Source organism: Pseudomonas wadenswilerensis, from assembly GCF_024749185.1.
GTDB lineage: Bacteria > Pseudomonadota > Gammaproteobacteria > Pseudomonadales > Pseudomonadaceae > Aquipseudomonas > Aquipseudomonas wadenswilerensis.
This window is the reverse complement of record NZ_CP087191.1, coordinates 3,681,430-3,694,284: the sequence shown is the minus strand read 5'-3', so window position 1 is coordinate 3,694,284 and position 12,855 is coordinate 3,681,430. Positions and strand designations below refer to the sequence as shown.

The 12,855-nt window shown below is 58.8% G+C and carries 13 protein-coding genes and 2 pseudogenes; 7 read left to right on the top strand and 8 right to left on the bottom strand.

Annotated elements, in window-relative coordinates; genetic code table 11:
- Positions 1 to 6 precede the first annotated feature (6 nt).
- Positions 7 to 1,347, bottom strand: a complete 1,341-nt coding sequence (locus LOY45_RS16925; protein ID WP_258578074.1) for a hypothetical protein — start codon at positions 1,345 to 1,347, stop codon at positions 7 to 9.
- A 112-nt stretch (positions 1,348 to 1,459) separates the two neighbouring features.
- On the opposite strand from LOY45_RS16925, the gene LOY45_RS16920 reads away from it, so the two are divergent.
- The 6 genes from LOY45_RS16920 to LOY45_RS16895 all read left to right on the top strand — a co-directional run bounded on the left by LOY45_RS16920 (position 1,460) and on the right by LOY45_RS16895 (position 6,033).
- Positions 1,460 to 2,725, top strand: a complete 1,266-nt coding sequence (locus LOY45_RS16920) for a phospholipase D-like domain-containing protein (RefSeq protein ID WP_258578073.1) — start codon at positions 1,460 to 1,462, stop codon at positions 2,723 to 2,725.
- A 188-nt stretch (positions 2,726 to 2,913) separates the two neighbouring features.
- Positions 2,914 to 3,822, top strand: coding sequence for an NAD synthetase (locus tag LOY45_RS16915; RefSeq protein ID WP_258578072.1), 909 nt, complete (start codon positions 2,914 to 2,916; stop codon positions 3,820 to 3,822).
- Entirely contained in the window at positions 3,819 to 4,238 is a 420-nt protein-coding gene (locus LOY45_RS16910) for a hypothetical protein (protein ID WP_254282819.1), read from the top strand. The genes LOY45_RS16915 and LOY45_RS16910 overlap by 4 nt, the downstream gene beginning before the upstream one ends.
- 1 nt (position 4,239) lies before the next feature.
- Positions 4,240 to 4,650 (top strand): hypothetical protein, encoded by a 411-nt coding sequence (locus LOY45_RS16905; protein WP_258578071.1) that lies wholly within the window; start codon positions 4,240 to 4,242, stop codon positions 4,648 to 4,650.
- Positions 4,651 to 4,693: 43 nt separating this feature from the next.
- Positions 4,694 to 5,131 carry a hypothetical protein gene (locus tag LOY45_RS16900; RefSeq protein ID WP_258578070.1) on the top strand — a complete coding sequence of 146 codons (438 nt, stop codon included), beginning with the start codon at positions 4,694 to 4,696 and terminating at the stop codon, positions 5,129 to 5,131.
- 29 nt (positions 5,132 to 5,160) lie between these two features.
- Positions 5,161 to 6,033 carry a hypothetical protein gene (locus LOY45_RS16895; protein WP_258578069.1) on the top strand — a complete coding sequence of 291 codons (873 nt, stop codon included), beginning with the start codon at positions 5,161 to 5,163 and terminating at the stop codon, positions 6,031 to 6,033.
- Positions 6,034 to 6,057: 24 nt separating this feature from the next.
- Here the strand turns inward: LOY45_RS16895 and LOY45_RS16890 are convergent, their stop codons facing one another.
- The 5 genes from LOY45_RS16890 to LOY45_RS16870 all read right to left on the bottom strand — a co-directional run bounded on the left by LOY45_RS16890 (position 6,058) and on the right by LOY45_RS16870 (position 10,179).
- Positions 6,058 to 7,395, bottom strand: a complete 1,338-nt coding sequence (locus LOY45_RS16890; protein ID WP_258578068.1) for a ferredoxin reductase family protein — start codon at positions 7,393 to 7,395, stop codon at positions 6,058 to 6,060.
- Positions 7,396 to 7,668: 273 nt separating this feature from the next.
- Positions 7,669 to 8,334 carry a LysE family translocator gene (locus LOY45_RS16885; protein ID WP_258578067.1) on the bottom strand — a complete coding sequence of 222 codons (666 nt, stop codon included), beginning with the start codon at positions 8,332 to 8,334 and terminating at the stop codon, positions 7,669 to 7,671.
- Complete coding sequence (locus tag LOY45_RS16880) at positions 8,286 to 8,579, bottom strand: hypothetical protein (protein WP_134062983.1); 294 nt, start codon at positions 8,577 to 8,579, stop codon at positions 8,286 to 8,288. The genes LOY45_RS16885 and LOY45_RS16880 overlap by 49 nt, the downstream gene beginning before the upstream one ends.
- Positions 8,576 to 8,803 carry a class I SAM-dependent methyltransferase gene (locus tag LOY45_RS16875; RefSeq protein WP_166675696.1) on the bottom strand — a complete coding sequence of 76 codons (228 nt, stop codon included), beginning with the start codon at positions 8,801 to 8,803 and terminating at the stop codon, positions 8,576 to 8,578. Before LOY45_RS16875 ends, LOY45_RS16880 begins: the two co-directional genes overlap by 4 nt.
- Positions 8,804 to 9,243: 440 nt before the next feature.
- Positions 9,244 to 10,179 (bottom strand): cyclase family protein, encoded by a 936-nt coding sequence (locus tag LOY45_RS16870; RefSeq protein ID WP_258578066.1) that lies wholly within the window; start codon positions 10,177 to 10,179, stop codon positions 9,244 to 9,246.
- Positions 10,180 to 10,343: 164 nt separating this feature from the next.
- Between LOY45_RS16870 and LOY45_RS16865 the strand changes: the two genes are divergently transcribed.
- Positions 10,344 to 10,676, top strand: a complete 333-nt coding sequence (locus LOY45_RS16865) for a YdcA family protein (protein ID WP_258578065.1) — start codon at positions 10,344 to 10,346, stop codon at positions 10,674 to 10,676.
- 175 nt (positions 10,677 to 10,851) lie between these two features.
- On the opposite strand, the pseudogene LOY45_RS27030 reads toward LOY45_RS16865, so the two are convergent.
- Both LOY45_RS27030 and LOY45_RS27025 read right to left on the bottom strand, forming a co-directional pair.
- A pseudogene (locus tag LOY45_RS27030) lies at positions 10,852 to 11,376 on the bottom strand (methyl-accepting chemotaxis protein); the annotation flags it as partial.
- A gap of 333 nt (positions 11,377 to 11,709) precedes the next feature.
- Positions 11,710 to 12,717, bottom strand: a pseudogene (locus tag LOY45_RS27025) (PDC sensor domain-containing protein); the annotation flags it as partial.
- Positions 12,718 to 12,855 lie beyond the last annotated feature (138 nt).

Below are 12,855 nucleotides of genomic sequence, written 5' to 3'. Positions count from 1 at the left end.
GTGAGGTCAGTCCTGCGCTTGGTCTTCAAGCAGGCGCAGCAACAGCGGCGCGATATCCAGGGTGCCTTTATCGTTAGCTTCCAGCAACTCCAGGTTCAGCAGCCAGTGCTTTTTCCCACGGCTCACTAGCTGAATCACCCCGAGGTCCTCAAGGATGGCAGCCAGGCGGCTCGACTCCGGCACCCGCTGTTGCCGGTTGATTGCATGGTAGTAAGCGGTACCGATGCCTTCTTCGCTGGTGCCGGCCGGCACACCGTCGGCACTGTTGGCCAGGGGAAATTTCCCGCGCCCGAACTGCCGCCACAGGTAGTTGAGGGTATCGTTGACCACCTGCAGCGAGTAGCGGGTGATGCTCTTGCCGTGGGTCTCGAAGCCCTGACCGGTCACGCGGTAGTGAAAAGGCTTGCGATGGCTGGGCGTCCAGCATTCGACCCATCCAGCTGTTGGCGCGGGCATCGCGTTTTGGTTGGCATCTGTTTCCATAACAGTCGCAGCGCCGCCGCCCAGGTCATAGCCAATCATGAACAATGCCGCTTCCAAACGCCGCAACGGGCTGCTACCCGAATCGTCGTGCTTGTTGAAGCCGCTGTCCTTTGCATTGGCGTGGGCGAGTACGGCGGCCAGTATCTGGCTGGCCTGAATGTTCCACTGCGCATGCACCGTACCGGGCTGCAGCGATGGGAACCGCAAGTTGCCTTGGGACGGATCGCGCTGTTTGGATATGCCCTTGGTCGGCCTGGCCGCAGCCCAGGGGAAGGCCAGCTCAGGCGGCACCTGGGTAAGTTTGGGGGTCGCCTGCTGGCAGAACTTCACCACTGCCCAACCCAGCGCGGCTGCAACGCGGCTGTCGTAGATCACCAGTTGCTTGCAGATCAGCGAGTAGACCTTGGTCATGCCGGCATTGAAGCGCAGCTCGGGGTCAACCAGTACCGAGTGGTTCAATTCACCGCTGTCGATCGCGTCGCGGGTGCTGATCAGTAGGTTGGCCAGGCCGTCGCAGTTGTTGGTCAGCCAGCTGACGTTACCGTTCTGTACGCCACCCCAGATCATCACATCGATGGCTGCGCGGCTGGCGGCCTGGTCTTCGGGCGCGGGCGCGAGGGCGCGTTGCAGTTGCTGCTGGAGCGCCGCCAGCGCGCGGGTGTTGCTGGTGATGTTGCTGCCCTTGTCGACGTCCAGATGCTCTATTGCCGGGTGCGGCCAGTGGTACTTTTCATACGCATTGAACAGGCTGCTGCAGTGCCAGGGCTTGCCACTCATGCGGTTCTGGTACCGATGGGCGAAGGTGGCGTTGTCCAGGTTGGCGCTCATCCATGCAATGAAGGCATCGAGCAGGGGCTGGGCCATGGCGGTTTCCTTGTAGGGCGGCTTGGGCGTGCTGGGGGCGGGATTTTGGGCTAATCGTTCAGTAGTGGCAATGTAGTATTATCGGCAGAGGTTCGAACAAGGATGCCGACGATTGAAGTTCACTAGCAATATCGTGCCGCTGATAAAAGAACAGCTGCAAAACCACAAGGTTGATCTGAAGATTTTCTCGCCGTACCTGACCGGTTCGGCAGCGCTGGAGATTGCCCTGCTGGGTAAAAGCGCCAAGGTTTATACGTTGGTCAATGTGCAGGTGCTTGCCTCTGGCGCCTCCAGTTACAGTGCCATCAAAGCCCTCCTGAAGAAAAAGATCCCGGTTTACTACCTGCCCAATCTTCACGCGAAGATGGTCGTTGCCAAGGACCGTTTTGTGACCTTGGGCAGCCAGAATTTTACCGAGCGGGGTGCGGGTGCGAATTTTGAAACCAACGTTCGCGTTCGCGGGGTCAGCAAGGGCGTTGAGGCGCTGGTGGCGAAGATGGAGCGTAAGGCCACCTTGTTGACACCGGGCTTTCTGGAGTCGGTTAACAATGCTGCGAAGGCGCTGGCTGGCAAATATGATGCGTTGCGCAAGCAGGCCGAAGAACTGGATCGCGACTTGATTGCTGCCGAGAAATCGCGCGCAAGTGCGCAACGCGGCGAGCGGGCAATCGATGCCGAGGTTCGCTCGGAGTTGGCCAAGCGGCTGCAGTCCAATCCCAGAAAGTGCACCATCGTTTCTCGCTACGATGAAAAAAACGCCAAGCTTCAACATTCGTTGAAAGGCGAAGAGCTGTTGAGCTGGTCCATCGGCAAGGCCCCCCACGAGCTCAAGCCTCAGCACCGCTATTTGTGCATATCCGGTGCCGGGAAGCTCGGCTGGGTCAGGGTGAACAGAACGGTGTACTCGTTCATTGAAAATCAGATCGATATGGAACGAGGTGAAATCAGAGGCCAGGTGCACTGGGAGGTTGGCGTTGATGCAACCGAGCAGGCGTGCAAGGCGAGGAGGGGCGGGTACAACTTGCGTGTGGCGGTTGCTGACCACCAGGGTAAGGAGCTGTGCCATGTGTTCATGCGCTACAACACCGAAGACCTTGATATCGATCCTGCCGTCTTGCTCAGGAGCACAGACACGCCCAAAGCGCCGATTGCCGAGCGACGCAAGGCAGCCGAATGGATCAACGCCAATACCGAGAGCTTCAAGGAAGATATCAAGCGGATTATCACTACACCGTTCAAGTTCCAGGAAAAACTGACCGGTGATCGAGCGGACAAGTTCTTCGGCGGTGATGGAACTTCGCACCTGCTCTGCCTGGTCGAACTGAGCTCAAACGTAGCGTTGCGGGTGATTGACCCGGTGGAAACAACGGCTGGGTAATACGTCTACAAGAGCCTCAATGGTTTCTTCCTACAAGGCATTGTTTTTATTCTTGTTTTGAATGTGTAGGACGACATACCCGGCAAAAATACGCTTCTGAAACGTTGATTTTTAGCTGCTAAAACTAGGCCGCTCAAGCGCCTGCAACCTTCGGGTTTGCGGGCGCTTTCACGTTTCAGGAGACCCCCATGAACGACTCAAGGATGAGCGGGCTTGGCGCGAGCCCGTCGCAGTACTTTGCGCGCCAGCGGATTGAAAGCCTGGTCAATGTGCCGAGGTTGTTCGTAGCGATTGACGCCGACCCCGGGATTGTCGGGGCAGGGGTGGTGTACATCGATGCGGACTACAACGTGGTGACGTTGCGGGAGTTTCGGCCGATTTGTAGTGTGTTGACTAAGCGGGTGGTGTTGCGGGAGGTAAAAAGGTATTTGGCTCCTGCACAGTATCTGGAGCAGCTCAGCAGCGATCCACGAGAGCCTAGAGTTTTCGAGAGGCTATTGGGTACTGCTGCAACCTGCGTGAGTACATACATCAGTTGGCGGGTGCTATACAGCGGTTCCATTGCAGTGGCTTTCGGAGGGCCAGTTGGTATGGCTATCGGGGCTGTGAGCATAACTGCCCTTTGGGCTGGTGCCGGATTATGTTTTGTTGCGGGTGGCAGAACCGCTATTGAGGTTGTTAATCCGGAATGGAATGATTTCTTGGATGATCTGGTTGCCATGCGTGTTGTTGAGTCGCTGCTTGAAACCGTTTCGTTAATGGGCGCAGCTACCGCCTCGATGAACATCGTTAAGTTTTTGCAGATTCGTAAGGCGGCTACAGGGAGAGGTTGGTTTGACTTATTCAGGGGGTTGAGTCGCCAACAACGCAAGAGACTGACTGCAGAATTACTCTCGATAAAACATCCCTCTTTGACAGCGAAGCAAATTAAGCTGCAGCAGCGATTGGGCACGCTCCCCAAACAATTTACTCCCGCGGAAATCAAACATTCAACAATCACGTTGATTAAGGACGCGTTAGGAGTGGTACTGGGAGTTGGCAGCAGTTCTTCCGTCCAGACAATTGCATTCGGTCTTTATGAGGAAGTAGAGGAATGAACCTCGTCCCTGCAGTCGTTGAACGGATGAAACGATATTTTCCCCGTTTCGTCACCGGGTTTTTTCTTATAGGTTTTTCCATGACATTTGCGGTGGTGCACGTCATTGGCGTTTATGTGTATGACATCGAACGGTTATTTCTTGTATTACTGGCGGCTACATTCGTGTTGTGCGTGGGCCATTACATGTTGCTACGCGGCTTTACCAGCACGGTCTGGATCAGCGTCACATTTGTTGTGATTAGCCTGCTGGCAACGCTCTCGACATACGGACCCTCCACCCACCGGATGTTTTTCGCAGTGTCGTTGGCCACCTCCTTGTCTGCCCTGCTCACGATCAACAGCCGCCGCTACCGGATGATGTGCAAACGTCTGGTGGTGATACGTAAGCAGCGTAAAAAGTGGAGAGTCCGCTGAGATGAGCATTCTTCCGCGGTTTTCACAGCGCTACTTCCCCGTGTACGCCGCAGCATTGATGCTGAGCTGTTTTTCCTTCTCACTGGCGATAGCACTCGCGAGCCTGCTTCATTTCAAGACCCATCCCGACCTACCCGAGTACATCATTTCTTCAATCGTGGTCTGCTCTTTGCTGCTGAGCGTGGGCAACATGCTTCAGCTTCGAGGGCGGCGCTCCGGCATGTGGCTTGTCGTCATGGTGCTTGGCGCGTGCATGCTGCTAACCCTTTCCACATATGGCCCCCGCACGCCCATGCCACTTTTTACATTGGCGCTGTTAGCACCCTTGCTGGCTCTGCTTTTGTTCAACAGCGAACGACACCGCGAGATGCGGCGGCGGTTGATGAGGTTGCGGGAGAGGGAGAACCGATGAAAGGACGGGGCCACTTAGCAAGTACGGCAAGGAGAGCGAGCCAGTGCTAGATCTAACGCAATTGCCGGCTTTTATACGTCGCTACTACCTCACGCTGTGGACCGGATTTTTCCTCGCAGTTATATCCCTCACCTGCGCATCCATTCGCGCTGGAGAGACTATCTTCGCAGGCAACCCCGCCGAGCCCGGATACATCGTCGCTTTTATCATGCTGGGCTCATTCACCCTCGGCATCGGCCAGTTCGTCGTAATCCGTGGCTATTCGGCCGGGAACCGTGCAGTGGTTGGGCTGTTGCTCATTTGCCTTATTGCCGGCGTGCTGACCTATCCCTTTTCTCACGATGCACTCCTGGCAGTGGTTTCAGTTATCGCCCCCTTGTTGTCGTTGCTGGCGTATAACAGCCGCCGTTATCGGGAGATGAGCAAAGCCCTGTCGGATATCCGGCGCAATCGCTTCAAGCCTGTGTCTGGCAAACGATAAAATCGAACCCCACCAACAAAGGTTCACGGATGAATCACCAAGAACAAATCAACGCCTGTCTATGCCGCAATTTCCCGCTCCTGACCTTGAGCTGGTTGCTGGCAGTTGCTTCCCTCATGAGCCTTATGCTCGTGATTGATGGGAAACACTCACCGAGTTCCATGAGTTCATCCGACATCCTGCGCAGCGTGAAAAACGGCGTGGTTATCCCGACCATGCTGCACCTCTTGCTGGTGTGGGGGAGCACCCGGTTGATCTGGTGGCTGGCGGCACTGCTGGTGTGTTGCTTGCTGGTCACTTTGGGGTTGTATACCCAGCGTCCACCTGGGCTGATTTATTACCTGGCGCTTTTCTGTCCCCTGGCTGGCCTGCTGGTGCTCAACAGCCAGGGTTATCGACGGATATATGCAAGGCTCGTCGAGATCAGCAAGGCGCCCCGCGCCAAGCGCTTGCCGGGTGAACCTGTGGACGTGCTGCGGTATCCGGGGATGGCGGCGTTTTCAAGGCGTTACATGGGCCGCTTCTGCGCTGCTTTTTTCTTGACCATGGCCTCCATTGCGCTGGCAACTGTGCAGGTGGAGTACGCCTATTTTGCCCAGCATCTCGAGAACATGGGGGATGTGGTGATTGTGATTTTGGTCGGGGCGGCTGTGTGTGGCGTAGGCGCCGGTCTGATCGCCAACGGTTTTGCCTGGGGAGTGTGGTGTCTCGTCGCGGTTGCGGTGACGAGTCTGCTCATGGCCATCGCAAGTGTTGCAGCCGGAATCCATCCGTTGTTTACAGCTTCGTCAATTGCGCTGCCGTTGGTGGCGCTGGTTTTGCTGAACAGTCATCACCATCGGCAGTTTTGTAAGCGCTTTGCGGTGGTTCGTCGGTTGCGATTGCGTAAGGCTGGCAGGTGATCAGGGCGGTGTGCGATTTGTGGCCTAGCGCATCTGGAACAGTTCCTGATGGAAGTCTTTCGGCTTCAGCCCATGGGCCACCAGGTCTTCGCGCAGGGCCTGGCCAAAGTCCGCAGGCCCGCAGTACCAGAAACTCGCCTGCTGCCAGTCGGCAACTTCCTGGCGCAGGCGTTCGCCACTGAGCCGGCTATCCTGGCCCGACACCAACACATGCAAACGCACGCCCGCAGCCGTTGCGTCGGCGCGCAGGTTGTCGATGGCGTCGGCTGCATACACGCCGCACGGATGGAACAGGTCGATACTGTGTTGCCGGTCCGGCTCCAGCGCCAGTTGCTTCAGCCGGGCGATGAAGGGCGTAATGCCAATGCCGGCACCGATCCAGACCTGCCGCGGCTTTTGGTCTTCGAAGGTGAAGCAGCCGTACGGGCCTTCCACCGTCACCCGGTCGCCTTCTTTCAGGCGCGTTGGCAGCCGGCGGGTGTGATCGCCCAGGCCTTTGGTGATAAAGCGCAGTTGCGCCGCTTGCGGGTCCCAGGCCGAGGCGATGGTGTAAGGGTGCGGCCCTTCCGACTCGGATGAGGTCACAAAAGCGAACTGGCCGGCCTGGTGCCCGGGCCAGCCCGCTTGCAGGGCGATATGGGTTTCCAGCAGGTTCGCCTCTGGGTAGTGGACAAGGGTCTGGATGTGGCCCTGGACCTTGCGCTGCTTGCCGATGCGCTTGAACAACGCCTGCAATGCCGCCAGCGTGCCGCCGATCAGCAGCAGGGCGGTGACGATGCCGATAGGTTGCAGCCAGTAGTCGAACTTGAGCAGCACCACGGTGTGGAACACCAGCACCAGATAGAGTGCCGCCAGCACAGTGTGGGTCTTGGCAAACCAGTGGTACGGGAAGCGCTTGATCAGGGCCAGGATGATCAACACGCCGATGGCGTAGAACGCCCATTCCCCCAGGGTTTCGGCCAGGCCGCGCTGGCTGCGCAGCACCTGCTCGATCGCGCCCAGTTCCGGCGCCGCACCGCCGCCCTTGGCCGGCTTGACCAGCCAGCCCCAGCCGACCGCCCACTTGGTGCCCTTGGCCCAGACCCAGTGCACGCTGGCGAACAGCAGGGCGCTGATGCCGAGCCACTTGTGCAGCCGGTACATCTTGTCGAGCCCGCCCAGCAGCGGCTCCGGGCGGCGCGGGCGCACGGCCAGCATCATCGCCACGCTCATGGCGGCGATGGCGATGACGCCGGTGTATTGCACCAGTACCGAACGTAGCGAGAAATAAGTCAGTGGGGTGGGCACAAAGGTATCTGCCAGTGCCCATAGCAGGGTTAACCCGATGAACAACGTCCACAACACTATCTTGATGCGCTTCAACTCTACTCTCCACCGTAAAGGGTGGAGACATTGTCGACATTAAGTGGGCAATTGCGGACATCTCTTAACTGGTTAACTAGTTAAATATTGATATGGATCAATCGCTTAGCGAATAAAGTTGAATATTTCGCTGGACTTTGCTGTGAACGTTACTCATTACGCCTTTAGGGATACGCCGATCAAGTCAGCACAGGCCATCTGACCTGTGCTGCATGACCCCGACACCGCCAAAAAGCGATCATTGGCAAGGTTCGACCCATTTCCGAGAGAACGTCATTTCAACGACTGCACGCCCATATATACCGCCAAGGAGATGAACGTCACGCCGACCACCACGTTAAACGTATAACTGTAACGTACCAATATGTCCTTCAGGTACTTCATGAAATACGCATAAACGAGATGAACCAGCAAGGTGATCAGCAACAGTAGCGCCAACAGCAACAGCATTTGCGAGAGCGCACTTTTTGTCGGATCGATGAACACCGGGAAGAACGACGTGAAGAACAACAGCGTTTTCGGGCTGGCAAAGGTTACAACCGCTCCGTGCCTGAAATTTCGCCAGTTACCACTGTCGTCATGCTGGGCAATGATTTCAACACCCTGCCGGGCATAGCGGATGGAGGAAGCGCCCAGATAAGCAATGTACAAGGCCCCCACCAGTTGCAGGGTAACGAACAACAGCGGAGACGAAATCAACACAGCGGCAACACCGGAAAGCGCCAGTCCCGCCATGGCCAGCATGCCAACCTGAATACCGAGGATGACCGGAAGGGTTCTACGCCACCCGAGGAAGGCGCTGTAGGTAATCACGCTGATTGTCCCAGGGCCTGGGGTGGCTGCCGCCACTGCACAGGTCAGGAAGTAGGTCAGAAGTGTTGACGCAAGCATCATTCGTAACCTGGCAGCGCAGAGCTGGTCATCATCGTCATCGGCCAATCCAGGCTCAAGCCGTCATCGGTATCCCGCACGCCAAGATAGTGCTTGGCCGCAGCGACCGAGTCAGCCTCGGAGAAGGAAGCTTTATTGGCCAACAGCAGCCCCAGAAAACGCCCCAGGTGCTGTTCGTTTTCAAAGCTCCACTTCAAGTCGATGTCATGAAACTCGGGTTCACGCCAGCCGGTATTTGCACACAGGCTGGTCGCGAAGTCTTTGCTCAGGTAAGAGACTTCATGGCCCGTCACGCAAGACCTCGCGACGAACCCATCTCTTCCGCGCCCTGCGCCAGAATGATCATGTTGGCCGATTGTTGTTCCAGCACAGATTGAAGTTGCTCAATGGAGGGGTCTGTTACATACAACAGCCCTTGCTCGCCAATCCCACGCGAGATGGGGAAGCTAAAGAATCCAGAGCCTGCTCCCACCTCCAGAATATTGTCACCAGGTTCCGGATCGAGATACGCATACATGGCATCCAGATCCTCATCCCACACACGCCCTATCGACCCAACGGCCGCTCTATAATTATCGGAGCGTGACTTTGCAAACTCGTACCTTGCACCATCTGACTCAATGTACATAAGTGTTCCTTCACTTGTATTGAGCAACATCGGGGATATATCGCCGGCTTACCCTGGTAAATGCCTCCATTTCTAGCGCTTGACAGAAACACGCGCTAGGCCATTAGGGGGCGCTAGAGAAAACGGAAATAAACGTCCTGAATTCATAGAATAAGTGCAACGCAGCGTTTTGCAAGGTCATTTCCGCGATCCTGAATCGGCAGGAAGCGCTGTACGAACTCACCTTGATGCACCAGTTTGTCCAACTGACGCTCAGCGCCCGAAAGCGAGTTGGCCTGAATCAGCAAACCGCTCACTGCCGTTTGCTGAGCAACTGCTTCGGCGTTTCCTTAGCGGATCGCCACCGGGTTGATATTCACCTGGGTCGAGCCTTTGTACAGGGGCTGGCCCAGCACAAACAGAAACTCCCAGGCCTTGTCGCGCACCAGCGCGCGGGTGTCGATCAGTTCGAGGTTGTAGATGCCGCGTTTGGCCAGCATGAACTGGTTGACCGGGAACTCTTCGCCCGACGGGTTCGGGTACACCTCCGAAGCCCAGGTATCACCGCCAAAGGCGACGATGCCCTGGTCGGCCAGCCACTGCGCGGCGGGCATGTCGATGCCGGGTTCGGTGGCGAGGAACTGCTGGTGGTCCTTGCCGATCAGCTCCAGCCAGCCGGTGTTGAACAGCACCACATCGCCCTTGCGCAGGGTGATGTTCTGTTGCTTCAGCACCGCTTTGACGTCTTCCACGGTGAATACCGTGCCGCCCGGGACGATGGCTTTGCCGTAGCGGGCGGTCATGTCCAGCACCACGCCGCGGGTGACCATGGGTGGGACTTTTTCGATGCCAAGCTTAGTGACGCCTTCGACGGTGACGAAGTCGGCGGACTTGTGGCCGTTGTAGTAGACGTTGTCGATACCGATATGGCCGATGCCGTTGAGCTGGGTGCCGACACCGGTCCAGCCGTTGACCAGTTCGTCGTTGAAGGTGAATTTGTTTTTGCCCAGGGTCTGCCCGGCTTGTTCACCCGGCTGGACGTTGTAGAGGTGGAAGCTACGGTGGCGGAAGGCCGGGAGGTCTTTGCTGACCGGTACGCCGAGGGCGTAAGTCTTGCCGGTGGTGACCAGGCCGATGGCGTTTTTGACCACTTCAGGGGTGAGCAGGTTGGCGGCGCCGATTTCGTCGTTGGCGCCGTAGGCGGAAGGGTACCAGTCGGCGGCCAGGGTGGTTTGGCTGGTGATGGCCAGGGCGGTGGCGAGGAGCAGGGGCTTGAGAGGCTTCATGAGTCGGTCCTGTGCAATTGAGGGGGCCGATTCTGTGCAAGGTGGGGCCGGGGAAACAGCCGGGTTGGGGACAATCAGTTTTGCGCTGGGGGCACGGATGGGTGAGTTTTGCTGTGCTATGGCAAGGCTGATAGCATTAGGCCATATTCTAGGGAGGGAATGCTGTGGCGCGTTGTTTTTCCGGGCGGGTAGGGTTGGCCCTGGTACTGGTGTTGGCGGCGTCCACGGCGTTGGCGGCCAACAAGCCTTGCTCCGGGCGCAAGGGTGGGATTGCCGGGTGTGATGGCGATCTGTTTTTGTGTAATGACGGGTCGATCAGTGCGTCGAAACGTAGTTGCACGGCGTACATGGGCGGCAGTGCTGCACGGCCTGCGCTGCAGCCATTTCGCGGGGCGAGTGAGGGTTGTGGTTGTGGGACCGGGAACTTCTGCACTGGGCCGCGGGGTGGGGTGTATTGCCTGACGCCCAGTGGCAAGAAGAGTTATCGGCGGCGGTGAGAGGGTGCATTGGCTGCAGGCCTCATCGCTGGCAAGCCAGCTCCCACAGTGGATTTGTGCATGCCGGCGACCTGTGGGAGCTGGACTTGCCAGCGATCGAGCGCGCAGCGGTCGCAATCCTAGCCTCATCGCGGGTCAAGTCGAGTCGTCGCACCGCCGCTCCCACAGGAGAGCGCTACACCCGGAACATCTGCATCAACCCCTGTTGATGATTGGCCAGCCGGTTCAGCGCCTGGCTGATCTGCGCCGACTCCTCCGCTTGCCCCGACAGCGACTCGGTCACATCCCGAATCCCCGCTACGTTGCGGTTCACTTCTTCCGCCACGGCGCTTTGCTCCTCGGCCGCCGAGGCGATCTGCAGGTTCATGTCGGTGATCACCGTCACCGCTTCGCCAATACGCTGCAAGGCCGGTAGCGCCTGTTCGGCCTGGGCCACGCTGTCCTGGGCCTGGCGGTGGCTGCTGTGCATGGCCTCGACCACTTCGCGGGTGCCTTGTTGCAGGCCTTCGATCACCACGCGGATTTCGTCCACCGAGTCCTGGGTGCGTTTGGCCAGGTTGCGCACTTCATCGGCCACCACGGCAAAGCCGCGCCCGGCTTCACCGGCACGCGCTGCTTCAATGGCGGCGTTGAGGGCCAGCAGGTTGGTCTGCTCGGCGATGGCGCGGATCACTTCCAGCACCGAGCCGATCTGCTCGCTGCGGCTGGCCAGGTGCTGGACTTCTTCCATGCCGGCGGTCATTTCATTGGCCAGGCGTTCGATGGCCTGGGTGGTGTTGCGGATCATGCTCAAGCCTTCGCGGCTGGCCAGGTCCGCGCCACGCGCCGCTTCCGCCGCTTGTGCGGCGTTACGGGCGACGTCCTGGGCGGTGGCGCTCATTTCCTGGGAGGCGGTGGCCACCTGGTCGACTTCGCGGTATTGCTGCTGCATGCCGGCGCTGGTCTGGCTGGCAATCGCCGCCGATTGGTCGGCGGTGCTGCGCGCGTCGTGCACCGAGGCTTTGACGTCGGCAATCACCGGTTGCAGCTTGTCGAGGAAGCGGTTGAACCAGTTGGTCAGCTCGCCGAGTTCGTCCTTGTTGGCGTAGTCCAGGCGCCGGGTCAGGTCGCCTTCGCCGCTGGCGATGTCCTTGAGCATCGCCGCCACACCCAAGATCGGTCGAGTGACGCCACGGGCGGTCAGCCAGATCACCACCAGGCCCAGCACCGCGGCAGCCAGGGCCATCAGCAGGCTGCTGAGGTTGGCGCTGCTGTTGTGCGCGTCCAGGCGCGCGTTGAGTTCAATGGCCGGAGCCTGCAGCACTTGTTCCGGCACTTCCAGCAACACGCTCCACGGCTGCGCGCCGGGCACCGGGGCGAACGACTGGCTGACCTGCAGCAAGCCGTTATCGCTGAACTCCGCTGCTTTGCCGGCACGCATCTGCGCGGCCAGGGCGCTGGCGTGCTGGCCGAACACCTGCTCGAATTTCTTGCTCAGTTGCGCGGCATCGCGGCTATGCCCGGCCAGCAAGCCGGCGGGGCTGACGATGCTGACCTGGCCGTTACCGTCGAACAGCTCCTTGCGCCCGTCCAGGCTCAGTTGCTGCAGGTTGTCGAGGCTGATGTCCAGGCCCATCACGCCGACGATCTTGCCGTCCTGTTTGAGCGGGAAGGCGACGCTGGTCATCAGCGGCGTGCGGTCGCCGACGCTGTCGAAGTACGGATCGACTACGCAGGCCTCGCCAGTTTCCAGCGGGCAGGTGAGCCAGCGGTTGTAGGCTGAGCCGTTGGCCGACAGGCTGGTGTCGGCGAGCATCGATTCGGGCATGGCTTCGGATTCCAGCTCGCCGGGCTTGGGCTGCGACCAGTACAGCGAGAAACGCCCGCTTTCGTTGCTGCCTACGGCGGCCTGGTCGACGAAGGCGGCGTCCTTGCTGTCCAGGGCGTTGGGCAGGAACACCAGGTACAGGCCGAGCAGGTCGGGGTTTTTGCCCAGGGCTTTGCGCGCCTGTTCGGTCAGGTCCTGGCGCAGGTTGTCGTTGCCTTGGGCCTTCAAGAACATCACCAACTGCGCGACGCCATCGCCATACAAATACGCGTCACGAAAGTAGCGCTGGATGTTCGCCGCCTGCAGCTGGGCCGAGGTGTGCAGGCGCAGCCGTGCGTTGTGGTCGAGCATCTGCGTGTTCGCGGTGTTGAC